Annotated in this window: 14 protein-coding genes; 3 read left to right on the top strand and 11 right to left on the bottom strand. The window is 62.1% G+C overall.

All coding sequences use genetic code 11. From position 1 onward, the window contains the following. Positions 1-44 precede the first annotated feature (44 nt). Entirely contained in the window at positions 45-557 is a 513-nt protein-coding gene (locus tag L8I05_RS15465) for a dihydrofolate reductase (RefSeq protein ID WP_242169950.1), read from the bottom strand. A gap of 69 nt (positions 558-626) precedes the next feature. Here L8I05_RS15465 and L8I05_RS15460 point away from each other — a divergent pair, with 69 nt between their 5' ends. Continuing rightward, on the top strand, positions 627-2,006 hold the full coding sequence (locus L8I05_RS15460; protein WP_242169947.1) for a DUF2868 domain-containing protein: 1,380 nt from the start codon (positions 627-629) through the stop codon (positions 2,004-2,006). Continuing rightward, positions 1,999-3,366 (top strand): DUF3482 domain-containing protein, encoded by a 1,368-nt coding sequence (locus tag L8I05_RS15455; protein ID WP_242169945.1) that lies wholly within the window; start codon positions 1,999-2,001, stop codon positions 3,364-3,366. The genes L8I05_RS15460 and L8I05_RS15455 overlap by 8 nt, the downstream gene beginning before the upstream one ends. Positions 3,367-3,371: 5 nt before the next feature. Here L8I05_RS15455 and L8I05_RS15450 read toward each other — a convergent pair whose 3' ends face one another. The 8 genes from L8I05_RS15450 to L8I05_RS15415 all read right to left on the bottom strand — a co-directional run bounded on the left by L8I05_RS15450 (position 3,372) and on the right by L8I05_RS15415 (position 13,002). Next, on the bottom strand, positions 3,372-3,917 hold the full coding sequence (locus tag L8I05_RS15450; protein WP_242169942.1) for a hypothetical protein: 546 nt from the start codon (positions 3,915-3,917) through the stop codon (positions 3,372-3,374). 92 nt (positions 3,918-4,009) lie between these two features. Further along, complete coding sequence (locus L8I05_RS15445) at positions 4,010-4,564, bottom strand: phosphonate degradation HD-domain oxygenase (protein ID WP_242169939.1); 555 nt, start codon at positions 4,562-4,564, stop codon at positions 4,010-4,012. Continuing rightward, entirely contained in the window at positions 4,561-5,691 is a 1,131-nt protein-coding gene (locus L8I05_RS15440) for a TIGR03364 family FAD-dependent oxidoreductase (RefSeq protein WP_242169936.1), read from the bottom strand. The genes L8I05_RS15445 and L8I05_RS15440 overlap by 4 nt, the downstream gene beginning before the upstream one ends. Before the next feature lie 123 nt (positions 5,692-5,814). Then, a complete protein-coding gene (locus L8I05_RS15435) occupies positions 5,815-6,828 on the bottom strand; it encodes a putative 2-aminoethylphosphonate ABC transporter substrate-binding protein (protein WP_242169933.1) in 1,014 nt (337 codons plus the stop codon). A gap of 22 nt (positions 6,829-6,850) precedes the next feature. Next, positions 6,851-8,557, bottom strand: a complete 1,707-nt coding sequence (locus L8I05_RS15430; protein WP_242169931.1) for a putative 2-aminoethylphosphonate ABC transporter permease subunit — start codon at positions 8,555-8,557, stop codon at positions 6,851-6,853. Position 8,558: 1 nt separating this feature from the next. Then, positions 8,559-9,623, bottom strand: a complete 1,065-nt coding sequence (locus L8I05_RS15425; protein ID WP_177017816.1) for a putative 2-aminoethylphosphonate ABC transporter ATP-binding protein — start codon at positions 9,621-9,623, stop codon at positions 8,559-8,561. Between the two features lie 216 nt (positions 9,624-9,839). After that, a complete protein-coding gene (locus L8I05_RS15420; RefSeq protein ID WP_159960717.1) occupies positions 9,840-10,703 on the bottom strand; it encodes a LysR family transcriptional regulator in 864 nt (287 codons plus the stop codon). 16 nt (positions 10,704-10,719) lie between these two features. Then, on the bottom strand, positions 10,720-13,002 hold the full coding sequence (locus tag L8I05_RS15415; protein WP_242169929.1) for a heavy metal translocating P-type ATPase: 2,283 nt from the start codon (positions 13,000-13,002) through the stop codon (positions 10,720-10,722). Positions 13,003-13,087: 85 nt separating this feature from the next. Here L8I05_RS15415 and cadR point away from each other — a divergent pair, with 85 nt between their 5' ends. After that, positions 13,088-13,537, top strand: a complete 450-nt coding sequence (cadR, locus tag L8I05_RS15410; RefSeq protein ID WP_159960721.1) for a Cd(II)/Pb(II)-responsive transcriptional regulator — start codon at positions 13,088-13,090, stop codon at positions 13,535-13,537. Between the two features lie 87 nt (positions 13,538-13,624). On the opposite strand, the gene L8I05_RS15405 is transcribed toward cadR, so the two are convergent. Continuing rightward, entirely contained in the window at positions 13,625-14,458 is an 834-nt protein-coding gene (locus tag L8I05_RS15405) for a thymidylate synthase (protein ID WP_106575719.1), read from the bottom strand. A gap of 54 nt (positions 14,459-14,512) precedes the next feature. Further along, entirely contained in the window at positions 14,513-15,325 is an 813-nt protein-coding gene (lgt, locus tag L8I05_RS15400; protein WP_159960723.1) for a prolipoprotein diacylglyceryl transferase, read from the bottom strand. Positions 15,326-15,454 lie beyond the last annotated feature (129 nt).

The following is a 15,454-nucleotide window of genomic DNA, read 5'->3' as shown; positions in this document are numbered from 1 at the left end:
CAGGAGGCATTCCCACGCGGAGCGTGGGAACGATCTTGATGCTCTTAGGCTTTTTCCCAAACCTCAAAGTTGTACGCCGGCTTATCACCCTCAGCCGCATTCTCGACATTCGACACCAGCGTCCACTGGTTCAAATCAAACTCGGGAAACCACGCATCCCCTTCCGGGCTCAACGCAACCCGCGTCAAATACAGGCGGTCCGCCTGCTCCAGCCCCTGCGCATACAACTGCGCACCGCCGATCAGCATCAGCTCATCCACGCCCTGCTCCAGCGCCCACGCCTCTGCGCGTTCGACTGCTGCGTCCAGTGACGGAAAAACTTCCGCACCTTCAAGCGCCAAATCGGTCTGACGGCTGACCACAATGTTCAAGCGCCCCGGCAACGGTCGGCCCAGGGAATCCCAGGTTTTGCGCCCCATGATGATCGGCTTGCCGAGCGTGGTGGCTTTGAAATATTTGAAATCCCCCGGCAAATGCCAGGGCATGCTGTTGTCGACGCCGATCACACGGTTTTCACCGAGGGCTGCGATCAGGCTTAAAGGGAGAGTTTTTTTCATGTCGACGAGAATACCAGAGCCGCGAGTCTGCGGTTATGCTCCAAGCTCACTGGCTCAACAGGACGACGCGTGACTGCACTGACCCCGCTGCACAAACTCTGGCTGACGGAAACCGTGCGCCTGCGTGAAGAACACGCCGGTCCCCTGGAAGACCTGGAAGCCAACCGCCTGGCCCGCTCCGCCGGTGGCGACTTGCCGACGCGCATCCAACAGCGCGCCCTGCAGTTGGCCGAACGCGATGGCTTGACCGCCGCCCTCACCCGCTGGCTGCAAGGTGCGCGTTTGGCGTTGGTACTGCTGGCCATCTTCGCAGTGATCAGCGGCGCCGGCCTGGCCTTTGCCGCACTGGGCAACGGTTTGACGCCGGTTAATGTGTTCTGGGCCTTGGGCAGCCTGCTCGGCTTGAACCTCATTCTGCTGTTGAGCTGGGCCTTGGGCTTGCTGTTTGCCGGCGAGCACAGCACCAGCCTCGGCCGCCTGTGGCTGTGGCTCAGCGAAAAACTCGCGCGTGACGCCAAGGCCGCACAGCTGGCCCCTGCGTTATTGCTATTGCTGCAACGCCAGAAACTCAATCGCTGGGCCGTCGGTGTGCTGGTCAACAGCCTGTGGTTGCTGGCGTTGCTCAGCGCCATGGCGATTTTGCTGACACTGCTGGCCACGCGGCGCTACGGCTTTGTGTGGGAAACCACAATCCTCGGCGCCGACACCTTTGTTGCCGTGACCCAAGCCCTCGGCAGCCTGCCTGCGCTGCTGGGCTTCAACGTGCCGACGGTCGAAATGATCCGCGCCAGCGGCGACTCGGCGCTGAATATCGAAAGCGCCCGCCAAGCCTGGGCCGCCTGGCTGGTAGGCGTGCTGCTGGTCTATGGCCTGCTGCCGCGGCTGATCCTCGCGCTGCTGTGCCTGTGGCGCTGGAAACGTGGGCGCGCGGCGCTGCGTCTGGACCTGAACTTGCCCGGCTACAGTCAACTGCGCGAGCGTTTGATGCCGAGCAGCGAACGCCTTGGCGTCAACGACGCCGCCCCCGAACAGTTGCACTCCGTGACCGGCGGCGTCAGCGAATTGGAAAGCGACGGCGCCCTGCTGGTGGCCATCGAACTGGATGACCAACACGCCTGGCCGCCCACACTGCCGGCCAGCGTTAAAAACGCCGGCGTCCTCGACAGCCGCGAATCGCGCAACAAGCTGCTGGAACAACTCACGCGTTTTCCGCCCGCGCGCCTGGCCATTGCCTGCGACCCCCGCCGCTCGCCCGACCGTGGCAGCCTGGCGTTGATCGCCGAGCTGGCCCGCAGCGCCACCGCCACCCGCGTGTGGCTGCTGCAAGCCCCGCCCGGCCAGGCGCTGGACGCTGAACGCTTGGGCGATTGGCATGCGGCGCTGCAACAGCTTGAGGTGCCCTTCGCCGACTGCGCGCCGCTGACGTGGCTGGAGACGGGTCATGACTAAGCCGCTGAAACTCGCCGTGGTCGGCCACACCAACGTCGGCAAGACCTCGCTGCTGCGCACGCTGACCCGAGATGTCGGCTTTGGCGAAGTCTCCCATCGCCCCAGCACCACGCGGCATGTCGAAGGCGCGCGCTTGTCAGTCGACGGCGAAGCCTTGCTCGAACTGTACGACACGCCCGGCCTCGAAGACGCCATCGCCCTGCTTGATTACCTGGAACGCCTGGACCGTCCCGGCGAACGCCTCGACGGCCCGGCACGTCTGGCGCGCTTTCTGGACGGCAGCGAAGCACGCCAGCGTTTCGAGCAGGAAGCCAAAGTGCTGCGCCAGTTGCTGGCCTCGGACGCCGGCCTGTATGTGATCGACGCCCGCGAGCCGGTTTTGGCCAAGTACCGCGACGAGCTGCAAGTGCTGGCCAGTTGCGGCAAACCGTTACTGCCGGTACTCAATTTTGTCAGCAGCAGTGACCACCGCGAGCCGGACTGGCGCGAAGCCCTGGCCCGCCTGGGCCTGCATGCGCTGGTGCGTTTCGACAGCGTGGCGCCACCGGAAGACGGCGAGCGGCGCTTATATGAAAGCCTGGCCCTGCTGCTGGAAAACGCGCGGCCGCAGTTGGAGCGCTTGATGCTCGACCAGCAGGCCCAGCGCGTCGCACGCCAGCAAAGCGCCGCGCAGCTGATCGCCGAGTTGCTGATCGACTGCGCCGCGTGCCGGCGCAGTGTGGTCACTGAACAGGAGCAGCAAGCTATCAGCGACTTGCGCAAAGCCGTGCGCCAGCGCGAACAAAAGTGTGTGGAAGCCCTACTCAAACTGTTCGGCTTCCGCCCACAGGACGCCGCCGCCAGCGATTTACCCTTGCTGGACGGGCGCTGGGGCGATGACCTGTTCAACCCTGAAACCCTCAAGCAACTCGGCGTGCGCGTCGGCGGTGGGATTGCCGCAGGCGCGGCCGCCGGTGCCGGTGTGGACCTGCTGGTCGGCGGCCTGACCCTCGGCGCCGCTGCGATTGCCGGCGCGATTGCCGGTGGCGCGCTGCAAACCGCGCGCAGCTACGGCAGCCGCCTGCTGGGCAAGATCAAGGGCCAACGCGAGCTGACCGTCGACGACAGCGTGCTACGCCTGCTCGCCTTGCGCCAACGCCAGTTGCTCAAGGCCCTGAACCTGCGCGGCCACGCGGCGATGCACAGCATCAAGCTCGATACGCCCCAGGACAAGACCTGGCGCGAAGGGAAACTGCCGGATGCGTTGCACAAAGCCCGTGCTCACCCACAATGGTCGTCGCTCAACCCGCACGCCAAATTGAGCCAGGCTGAGCGCCAGGAACAGGTCGAGGCACTGGCAACCCGCCTGGACGACGCGTAACGCCGTTAAACCTCATACCACGCCAAGGCCAGGAACGCGGTGCAGAGCGAGCGGATCAATTCCTTATCGGCTTGGTCAGCCACCCCGTTGCGGTCGACATCACTGCTGGTAAACGACTCCAACACCCCATCGCCATCGCCGTCATAGGCAGCGGCTTTGTAGATCAGCGACGCTCTGCCTCTTGGCGCAATGCTTTCATAAAAGTCGAGCTTTACCGCGTTCGGCCGTTGGGTTTTGCTGAAATGATCGACATAGAGGGTCAGTGCGCGCTGCGAATGGCCCTTTGAGTTAAACCAGTTGAGCTTGAAGAAGCTGTTGGCGAAGGCCTCAAGCTGACGTTTATCCACGTCCAACGCTTCAGGGTGGGCATCGGGTTTCGGATCTGCCAGCCGCAAAAAATCTACCTCCCCCTGGCCCGTCGTATCCACACCGATGAACTCGTGGATCATTTCATCCGGGCAGTCAGCATGATGCTGGTAAAACTGCAAAGTAACCGTATCAGCAGGGCCGTGGCAGCCCTTGCCGTGGGCGGTGGCTTTCAAGTAACGCATCAGTGTTGCTCCTTAGAGTTAAGAAGCAAGCACCTTAGTGATCTGCCAACCCAGGCTCTAGGCGCTGTGTCTGCGTGTTGCGTAAGGCTTGTCTACGCTGCCAGTAGCCGCGAAGCCTTGGCCCTGAGCAGTTGCAAGTCCAGCAACGGCACGTGCATTTCCTTGGCCTGTTCATCCCAGTGACGCATGCGCAGGCTGACCTGGCAGAGCGGGTCTTGCTCAAAAGCCTGGGCCTCTTCAGCGCTCATAACGCCGCCTTGATACCCCAGCGTGCGACGGCTGGCTTCACTCAACCGGGCGTAATACTCCGGCTGGCTGAAGGTCAGGTAACGCTTGGCTTGCACGTGATACTCCACCAGCTTGGCCATGCGCTCGCTGAAGCCTGCGCGGCGCAAGTAATCCGCGCCCAACCGTTCGTGGCTGACCACGCCATAACCGCCCATGTTCTCCCCGCCGTGACCGCAGAGGTGGCCGATGTCGTGGAAAAACGCCGCCAGCACCACTTCATCATCAAAGCCTTCAGCCATCGCCAGCTGCGCCGCCTGGGACATGTGTTCGATCTGCGACACCGGCTCGCCGATGTAATCCGCCGTGCCGTGCTGCTCATACAAACCGAAGATTTCGGCTATTGCCTGTTCCGGGCTCATGTTTGCGCTCCCCACAATGCGCTGATATTTCGCTCGGCCAGTGCCGGCCCCACACTCATGCCTACACCACTGTGCATCAATGCTGCGCTCACGCCCGGCGCCGCGCGCAGGAATGAAAACGGTGCCGGCCCGCGTGAGCCGTACACACCTTGCCAGCGCTCCACCACCTGGATCTTGCAGCCCAGGGTTTGCTCGGCCAGTTCGATCAACCAGTCATCAATCTGCTCGGCGTTGAACGGCGAGGCATCGCTGCCGTAGTCGTGGGAGTCGCCGATGATCAGTTCGCCATGGGGCGTCGGGCTGATCAGCAGGTGAATGCCGTGTTCATGCAAGTGCGGCGCTTCACGCAGGATCTGCGCCTGCACCGGCGCAGCTTCCGGCAGGTCGGCAAAGGCGCCGTAATGCACGCAACTCAAGCCCGTGAGCAAGGCGTGTTGCAGGTTCAGATTGATCGCGGGCCGCGCGCGCAGCATTTGCAGGCGGCAGATACTCGGGTTGAGTGCGGCAATCGATTCGGCCAGCAGGGTTTGGTAATCATGGCCGGAGCACACAATGATCTGCTCGCCGCGAAAGCTGCCTGCCGTGCTGTGCAGTTGGCCCGGTTCGACGTCGCGTACCAACGTGGAGAAGTGAAACTCCACCTTCAATTCACGGCGAAGGTAGTTGATCAGCGCCGGGATCGCTTCGCGCGAATACAACTGTTGATCATCCTTGCCGTGCAGCGCCGCGCGGTGATGACGGAACTGGCCGCCATACAAATCCCGCAGCGCCGCGCCTTGCAGCAGCTCGACGTTATAGCCGTGCGCCTGGGCGCGATCGGCGCAAAAAGCTTCCAACAAATGTTCTTCCGCCTCAGTACGCGCAAACAGGTACGAGCCATTGCGCTTGAGCTGCAAGCCGGCCACTTGCGCCCAGTCCCGCCAGATATCACGGCTTTCCCGGGCCAGGTCGAGCATCGGCCCTGGTGGTTGGCCGGTGACCAGTGCCTGGCCAAAGTTGCGCACCGAGGCGCCCAGCGGCGTGGCGCTGCGCTCGAAGACTTTGACCTTGAGGCCGCGTTTGGCGGCGGCGTAGGCGTGGGACAGGCCGAGGATGCCGGCGCCGATGACTAACAGATCACTACTCATGCGTTCCTCTCGTTCCCACGCTCCGCGTGGGAATGCATCCGGTGACGCTCTGCATCACGACGTTCAAGAGCGGACGCGGAGCGTCCAGGGCGGCATTCCCACGCGGAGCGCGGGAACGATCAATCACTGTTTTTCCGACTTACCGTCATAGCGCTTGCGCCACTCGGTCAGGATGCTGTCGCGGTTTTTCGAGGCCCAGGCGAAGTCATTCTTGATCAGGCGCTGCTCGTAGTCGGCTGGCAATTCAGTCTGCGGCTTGGCGATACCCGGCTGGGCGAGCACGGCAAAGTTGTCTTTGTAGAGGTCCATCGCCGCAGCGCTGGCGGAGAAATCAGCGAGCTTTTTAGCCGCGTCGGCGTGGGCAGTGCCCTTGATCACCGCTGTCGCTTCGATGTCCCAGCCCAGGCCTTCTTTGGGCAGGATGATGTCCAGCGGCGCGCCCTGGCGTTTCAGCTGAACCGCCGGGTATTCAAACGAAATGCCAATCGGGAATTCACCCGAAGCCGCCAGCTTGCACGGCTTGGAGCCGGAGTGAACGTACTGGCCGATGTTCTGGTGCAAGTCGTCCATGTACTGCCAGCCCTGCTTCTCGCCGAAAGTTTGCAACCAGGCACTGACATCCAGGAAACCGGTGCCGGACGACGCCGGGTTGGGCATCACGATTTTGCCTTTGTACTCAGGCTTGGTCAGGTCCTGCCAGCTCACCGGCTTGGTCAGGCCTTGTTTCTCGGCTTCGACGGTGTTGAAGCAGATGGTCGCCGCCCACACGTCCATGCCGACCCACGCCGGTGGGTTGGCGACGTCGCGGTAGTTTTTGCCGATCTTGTCCAGGTCCTTCGGCGCGTAGTTTTCCAGCATGCCTTGCTGATCGAGAATCGCCAGGCTCGAGGCGGCCAGGCCCCACACGACGTCAGCTTGCGGGCGATCTTTCTCGGCCAGCAGCTTCGCGGTGATGATGCCGGTGGAGTCGCGAACCCATTTGATCTCCACATCGGGGTTGGCTTTCTCGAAAGCCTGTTTATAAGTCTTCAACTGCTCGGCTTCGAGGGCCGTGTACACGGTCAGCTCGGTCTTGGCGAAGGCATTCAGGCTGAATGCAGTGAGTACCGCAGCGACCAGCGCCAGGGGCTTGAACATGGAACACCTCCTACAAGGACGATTATTGGCCGGGCGCGGTCTGGCGCCAGGCTTGGGAGCGGCGCAGCGCGCCACGTGAGGCCCACGCCAGCAGCAGCGAGACGCCGGCTGAGGTGAACAGGATCAAGGTAGACATGGCTGCAGCGCCGCCCACATTGCCGGCGTCGTCCATGTTCAACACGGCGACGGCGGCGAGGATGGTGTCGGGGCTGTAGAGGAAGATCGCGGCGGACACGGTGGTCATCGCCGACACAAACAGGTAGCGCACGATGTCCAGCAGCGCGGGCAGGCAGATCGGCACTGTCACGCGCAAGTAATGGCGATACAGCGGCGCCTTCAGGGACAGCGCGGCGGCCTCGAATTCACTGTCCAGTTGGCGCAGCGCCGTGGTCGCGCTCATCTGTGCAGTGGTCAAATAGTGCGCAATGGTGCACACCACCAGCAACGTCATGGTTCCGTAGAACACATGCAGCGGGTTGCCGTTGAGGTTGAAAAAGAACACGTAGCCCAGGCCCAACACCAGGCCCGGCACGGCCATCGGCACAAAGCTGAGCATGCGCAGCGCCAGGTTCAGGCCCTTCTGGGTCTTGGTTTTTTCCATCAGGTAGGCGCCGGTGAAGATCAGCACGCTGCCGATCAGTGCCGTGCACAGCGCCATGGTCAGGCTGTTGCGATAGGCCAGCCAGCCGCCGCCCGCCGTGTCTTCGAATTGATAGTGGTTGAGCGACAGCGACAGGTTGTACGGCCAGAACTTCACCAGCGACGAGTACACCGCCATGCCGAACACCAGCAGCAACACTGCGCAAATCAGCAGCACGATGGCCAGGTAGCAGCCATCACGCAGTCGCGACGGTGCCGGTTGAAATACCTGGGCGCGGCCACTCATGGAATCACCGTGACGGCGACGCAACCACGCATCGACGCCAAAGCTGAACAGCGCCGGCAGCAGCAGGACCATGCCGATCAACGCGCCGCGACCGAACTGTTGCTGGCCGACCACCGCCTTGTAGGCTTCCAGCGCCAGCACTTGGTAATCGCCACCCACCACCACGGGCACGCCGAAGTCGGTGATGGTCAAGGTGAACACCAGGCAAAACGCCGCGAACACGGCTTGGCGCGTGGCGGGCCAGGTGATGCTGCGAAACGCTCGCGCAGGGCTGGCGCCCATGCTCGATGCCGCATCGAACAGTCGCGCATCCGCCAGCGACAGCGCCGACAGCAGAATCATCAACGCGTGTGGGAAGGTGTAGATCACCTCGCCCAGCACAATGCCCCAGAAGCCGTAAATATTGTCCGAGAGCAGCCCGCGCAGCATGCCCTGGTTGCCAAACAGGTACACCAGTGCAATGCCCGGCAGCATCGACGGCGCCATCAATGGCAACAGTGACAGGCCGCGCCAGATCGCCTTGCCGGGAATCAGCGTGCGTTGCAGGGCGTAGGCAAACAGGTAGGCCAGCGGTACGACGATGGCCGCCACGCTGAGGGAAACTTTCAGGCTATTGCCCAGCAGCCAGTGGAAGTTGGCACTGGTCAGCAGTTCTCGCGCCGCGACCAGCCCACCGCCCTGCCCGGCCTCGCTGCTGAAACCACGCCAGAAGATCGCCAGTAACGGCAGCAATACGGCAATGCTCAACAGCACCAGCCACAGCAGTTTGCCGCCGAGCACAAAAAGGCGGTCGCCGTGCTCGGCGCGGGAGACTTGGCGCGGCAATGTCATCACAGCCGCCATCTCAGGCAAACACCTGCAGGCTGCGCGGCGGCAAGGCCACCCAGATGTCCTGGGCACCCAGGCGCGGCATGGCTTCAGGGGCTAATTCGGCCAGCAGCGGGTGGCCGGGCAGTTGCTCCAGTTCAAAGCTCATGCGGCAGCGGTTGCCGAGGAACGTAATTTCGCGGACTTTGGCCGGGAACAGGTTTTCTTCATGCACCGGCGGGTTGACGCTGATGGCTTCCGGGCGGCAGAACAGGCGCCCGGATTTGGCCACGCCGGCATCGTCGGCCAAGCGCATGTTCATGCCGCCGACCTGGGCGTGGCTGGCGCTGTTGCGGCTGAACGGCAGCCAATTGCCCTGGCCGACAAACTCCGCCACAAACGGCGTGGCCGGGCGGTCGTAGATTTCCTGGGGCGTGGCGTATTGCTCGACCTTGCCGTTGTTCATCACGGCAATACGGTCGGCCATCAACATGGCCTCGTCCTGGTTGTGGGTGACCATCAACGTGGTGATGCCCAGGCGCCGTTGCAGCTGGCGCAGCTCGGTGCAAAGGTGCTCGCGGACGCGGGCGTCGAGGGCCGACATGGGTTCGTCGAGGAGTAACAGCGAAGGCGCCGGTGCCAGGGCGCGAGCCAGGGCGACACGTTGTTGTTGGCCGCCGGAGAGCTGGCCGGGGAATTTCTTTTCGCTGCCAACCAGGCCGACCAGTTCGAGCATCTGGCCAACACGCTTGCGCACTTCATCGCGGCCACTGCCGGTGAGGCCGTAGCCGATGTTGGCTTCAACGGTCAGGTTGGGAAACAGCGCGTAGGACTGGAACAGAATGCCGTAGTCCCGCGCTTGGGGCGGCAGTAGGGAAACGTCGCGATTACCGAGGCGCAGCTCACCGCTGTCCTGGCGTTCCAGGCCGGCGATACAGCGCAGCAAGGTGGTTTTGCCGCATCCGGACGGGCCCAGCAGGCACACCAGTTCGCCAGCGGCGACGTCCAGGGACACATTGTCCAGCGCGGTAAAGGCGCCGAAGCGTTTCTGGATACCGCGCACCGTCATCGGCGCGCCGGGGTTGGTCAGGGCTGTGTTCATGGAGGCACCTCATCAAACTGATGAAGGCCATGCTAGAGGGGCAATGCTTCCCGGATGTGGCAGGAAGGCAAAAGGCAGTGATAGTGGTATTGGTGGATTTTGGTGTAACCGATCATTCCCACGCTCTGCGTGGGAATGCATCTTGTAACGCTCCGCGTTACGGGACGCGGAGCGTCCAGGGCGGCATTCCCACGCGGAGCGTGGGAACGATCAGCCTCAGAGGGGTGACATTTCCTGCGCTAGCCCGAGAAAAGCGGCCGGCAACCGAGCGCCTTTTCTCTCCTTGAGGCAGTACAAATACTCCGCAATCTGCGGCGCATTCTCGATGGTCAGCACCCGCAACTGCGGGTCATGGGGCACTTCCTGGCGGGCAATGATGCTGATGCCGATGTTGCGCAGCACCGCTTCGCGAATCGACTCACGGCTGCCGATCTCCAGCAGCGGCCCATAACTCACACCCGCGCCCTGCAGCATTTCTTCGGTCAGCCGCCGGGTGGTGGAACCCACTTCACGCATCAACAACGTGTGCCCGGCCAACGCATTGAGCGGCACGTGATCGAGCTTGGCCAACGGGTGATTACGGTGCACTGCCAGCACCAGCGGATCGGTGCCGAGTACGCGGCGAATCAGGCGCGGGTCTTCGAGCAGTTGCGAGGACGCAGCAACATCGACGCGGTAGTCGTCCAGCGCTTCGAGCACCTGCTGGGAGTTGCCGATTTCCACCGACACGTCCACTTGAGGCAGACGTTCGCGGAAGGCTTTGACCAGGTCGAGGATGTAATAAGGCGCCGTTGCGGCAATCCTCAAAGCACCTTGGACCTGGCCGTTGTTGCGCAGGAAAAACTCGATATCGGCTTCCTGTTGCAACAGCGCCTTGACCATCGGCAGCAGGCGCGCGCCGTCGTCGCTGACGGTGAGGCGGCGCCCGCCACGGTAGAACAACTCAACGCCGTACTGGCTTTCCAGGTTGCGAATCTGGGTGGTGACCGTGGGCTGGCTCAGGCCGAGCTTTTTCGCCGCCTGGGTAATGCTGCCCAGGCGGGCGACCATAAAAAACGCCTTCAGCTCGGCACTCAGCACACCACCCTCTCATCATCTATTTGCGCAACAGGCGCAGGCCATTGAATACCACCAGCAGGCTCACGCCCATGTCAGCGAACACCGCCATCCACATGGTCGCCATGCCCAGGAAAGTGACCGCGAGGAAGATCGCCTTGATCACCAGCGCCAGGGCGATGTTCTGCTTGAGGATACTCGACGTTTGCCGCGACAGACGAATGAATGCCGGAATCTTGCGCAAGTCATCGTCCATCAGCGCCACATCGGCGGTCTCAATGGCGGTGTCGGTGCCGGCAGCGGCCATGGCAAAACCAATCTCTGCACGGGCCAGGGCCGGCGCGTCGTTGATGCCGTCGCCGACCATGCCCACGCGGTAGCCTTGGCCGTAGAGGGTTTCGATGGCTTGCAGTTTGTCGGTGGGCAACAAGTCGCCCTGGGCCTGGTCGATGCCGACCTGGGCCGCAATCGCCTGGGCGGTGTGGGTATTGTCGCCGGTGAGCATCAGGGTTTTGATGCCCAGCTCGTGCAGTTGCTGGATGGCTTCGCGGCTGCTGTCTTTGACCGTGTCGGCCACGGCGAACAGCGCCAGCGGGCCGGATTTATCGAGCAGCAACACCACGGACTTGCCTTGTTTCTCCAGGGCGAAGAGTTTTTCTTCCAGCTCGGGCGAGCACAGGCCGAGGTCTTCCACCAAGCGGTGGTTGCCCAGGTGGTAGGTTTCGCCGTTGATATCACCACGCACGCCACGACCGGCCAGGGCTTCAAAGTTATCCACAACGTGGCTTGGCAGGTTTTTATCCACAGCCGCATTGGCAATGGCCAGCGACACCGGGTGGTCGGACCGCCCTGCCAGGCTGGCGGCCAGGGCCGGCGCGCTGTCTTGAACGGTCGGGAACAGCGCCAGGTAATCGGTTTGCACCGGTTTGCCGTGGGTGATGGTGCCGGTCTTGTCGAGGGCCAGGTAATCGAGTTTATAGCCGCCCTCCAGGTACACGCCGCCCTTGATCAGGATGCCTTTGCGCGCCGCTGCGGCCAGGCCGCTGACGATGGTCACCGGAGTGGAGATCACCAAGGCACACGGGCATGCGACCACCAGCAGCACCAGCGCGCGGTAGATCCAGTCGAACCAGGCGCCGGCCATGAACAGCGGCGGAATCAACGCCACGCCGAGTGCAAACAGGAACACGGCCGGGGTGTAGATTTTTGAGAAGCTGTCGACAAAGCGCTGGGTCGGTGCGCGTGCGCCTTGGGCCTGTTCGACGGCGTGAATGATGCGCGCCAGGGTCGAGTTGTTCGCCGCGGCGGTGACTGTGTATTCCAGGGAACCGGCCTGGTTGATGGTGCCGGCGAAGACTTTATCGCCCACACCCTTTTCAATCGGCAGGCTTTCACCGGTGATTGGCGCTTGGTCGATGGTGGATTGGCCAGCAGTAACTTCACCGTCCAGGCCGATGCGCTCGCCGGGCTTAACCCGCACGATATCGCCCAGCTCAATGCTTTTAACTTCTTTTTCGACCCAGCTGCCGTCGGCTTGCTGCACCGTGGCTTGTTCCGGGGTCATCTGCATCAAGCCGCTGATGGCGTTACGTGCACGGTCCAGGGACTTGGCTTCGATCAACTCGGCCACGGTGAACAGGAACATCACCATCGCCGCTTCCGGCCACTGGCCAATCAGCACAGCACCGGTCACCGCGATGCTCATCAGCGCGTTGATGTTCAGGTTGAGGTTTTTCAGGGCGATCCAGCCCTTTTTATAGGTGGTGAGGCCACCGCTGAGGATCGACACCAGCGCTACCAGCGCAATGACCCAGGTCGGTGCTACGCCGGTGAAATGCAGGACTTCAGCGCCTAAAGCGCCAACGCCGGACAGCGCCAACGGCCACCAGTGTTTCTTGGCGGGCGGCGCAGCGGCTGGGCTGCCTTCTTCGATGGGGTCGGCCTGCATGCCGATGGATTTGATCGCCTCGATGATCGGCGCGGTACTCGGCAAGTCATGGGTGACGCCGAGGATGCGGTTGATCAGGTTGAATTCCAGCTGCTGCACACCGGCGAGCTTGCCCAGTTTGTTCTGGATCAGCGTCTGCTCGGTGGGGCAGTCCATGGCTTCGATGCGAAAGGTGCTGAGACGCGAGCCGGCGGTCGGCGCTTCGCTCAGCGTGACCACGGCAGGCGCAACCTTGCTGGAACAGCAGGAGTCGCCATGACTGCCATGGTCGTGCTGCTTGACCGGCGTCAGTTTGGCGCCGTGGTCGTGGCTATGGTCGTGGTCATGATCATGCTTGTGATCATGCTTTTTTGGGGTGTGGATGGAATCGCTCATTCTGTCGCGTCCGTAAAGGTGCCTGTTGCCAAGTAAAGACCCTGTAGCCACTATAGGGTCAAGCACCCATTTGGAGATTGCTGCGATGAAGATCGGCGAATTGGCCAAATTGACCGACTGTCAGGTCGAAACCATCCGTTATTACGAGAAGGAAGGCCTGCTGCCGCCACCGGCACGCACCGACGCCAACTACCGTGTGTACACCCAGGCGCACACCGAGCGGCTGATCTTTATCCGCAACTGCCGCAGCCTCGACATGACGCTGGAAGAAATCCGCAGCCTGCTCGGGCTACGCGACAGCCCCCAGGACCAGTGCGAAAGTGTGAATGCGTTGATCGACGAGCATATCCACCATGTGAAAGCGCGGATCGACGGGTTGTTGGCGTTGCAGGAGCAACTGCTCGACCTGCGCCAACGCTGCGGCGGTGCGCCAGGGATGGATCAGTGCGGGATTTTGCAGCGGCTGGAGCTCAGCGGGAGTGTGGCGGCCAGTGAGGCGGAGCCTTCGCATGTGGGCAGAAGCCACGGGCATTAATTCCGCCTGGTAACCGAATACCACTGTGGGAGCTGGCTTACCAGCTCCCACATAAGCCAGCTCCCACATTTTTCACCGAGGCTGGCTTTAGATCGCCACGTCAGCCTTGATACTTGGATCAGCGTCATAGCCGACAATTTCGAAGTCTTCGAACTTGTAGTCGTAGATCGACGCCGGTTTGCGCTTGATCACCAGTTCCGGCAGCTTCTTCGGCGTACGCGCCAGCTGGGTGCGGATCTGTTCCATGTGGTTGCTGTAGGCGTGGGTGTCGCCGGTGGTAACGATGATCTCGTGGGGGATCAGGTCGCACTGCTGGGCCAGCATGTGGGTCAGCAACGCCAGCGCGGCGGTGTTGTATGGCAGGCCGAGGAATACATCGGAGCTGCGGATATACAACTGCATCGACAGGTGACCGTCATGCACGAACGCCTGGTACAGCAGGTGGCACGGCGGCAGGGCTTGCTTGCCGTTGCGGGCGTTTTCCTGCGGGCTCTTGGTTTCGTCCGGCAGGTATTCGACGTTCCAGCCGTGGAACAGGATGCGACGGCTGTTGGGGTTGTTCTTCAACGTGTCGACCATGTAGTCGATCTGGTTGATCTTGCCGCCGTCCTTGGTCGGCCAGGCGGTCCACTGTTCGCCGTACACCGGGCCCAGGTCACCGTCTTCGGTGGCCCATTCGTCCCAGATTTTCACGCCGTTTTCGTTCAGCCACTTGATGTTGGTATTGCCGCTCAACATCCAGATCAATTCGTTGGCGATGCTTTTGAAATGAAGCTTCTTGGTGGTCAGCAGCGGGAAGCCGTCGGCCAAGTTATGCCGATACTGACGGGCAAACACGGCCTTGGTGCCGGTGCCGGTGCGATCGCCCTTGGTCAATCCATTGGTCACGACGTCGTTCAGTAGTTCGAGATATTGCTTCATTTTAGTACCCGTATCGTTGAAGCCGGGGCTACGCAAAAGCCCCGGCATTCGAATTTAAAGCGCGGTGTTCTTGATGCCTTGCGGGCGATTGTACGCCCACCACAGCAGGCCCAGGCCCGCCAGGATCATCGGCATGCTGAGGATCTGACCCATGGTCAACCAGCCCCACGCCAGGTAGCCCAGCTGTGCATCCGGCACGCGGACGAACTCGACGATAAAGCGGAAAATCCCGTAGAACAGCGCGAACATCCCCGACACGGCCATGGTTGGGCGTGGCTTGCGCGAGAAGATGTACAGAATCAGGAACAGCGCCACACCTTCCAGGGCGAACTGGTAGAGCTGCGATGGATGGCGCGGCAATTGCGCCGGGTCGCTGAACGGCGGGAACACCATGGCCCACGGCACGTCGGTTGGCTTGCCCCACAACTCGGCGTTGATGAAGTTACCAATACGCCCGGCGCCCAGGCCAATCGGCACGAACGGTGCGACGAAGTCCATCAGCTGGAAGAACGACTTGCCGTTGCGGCGGCCGAACCACCACGCGGCGATCATCACGCCGACAAAGCCGCCATGGAACGCCATGCCGCCCTTCCACACTTCAAAGATCAGCGTCGGGTTGGCGATATAGGCCGGCAGGTCGTAAAACAGCACATACCCCAGACGCCCGCCGACAATGACGCCCATCGACATCCAGAACACCATGTCGGAGAGCTTCTCCTTGGTCCAGGTCGGGTCGAAACGGTTCAGGCGCCGGGAAGCCAGCAGCCAGGCACCGCCGATGCCGATCAGGTACATCAACCCGTACCAATGGATTTGCAGCGGACCGATGGCCACGGCCACCGGGTTGATCTGCGGGTAAGGCAGCATTGCGACTCCTCGTTAAATCAATAGTCATGGCGCACCGGACCATGCCGGTGTGGGATTAAGCCTGCGTTACAGCCGCAATTTCAAATTAAGAAGTTCAGACGCGCCCAATAGCCCGGCATGTTAACGGAT

This window comes from Pseudomonas sp. MONT-RG-20F-20-E-7-02, from assembly GCF_022662395.1.
Classification (GTDB): Bacteria; Pseudomonadota; Gammaproteobacteria; order Pseudomonadales; family Pseudomonadaceae; genus Aquipseudomonas.
This window is presented reverse-complemented; position numbering and strand designations above follow the sequence as displayed.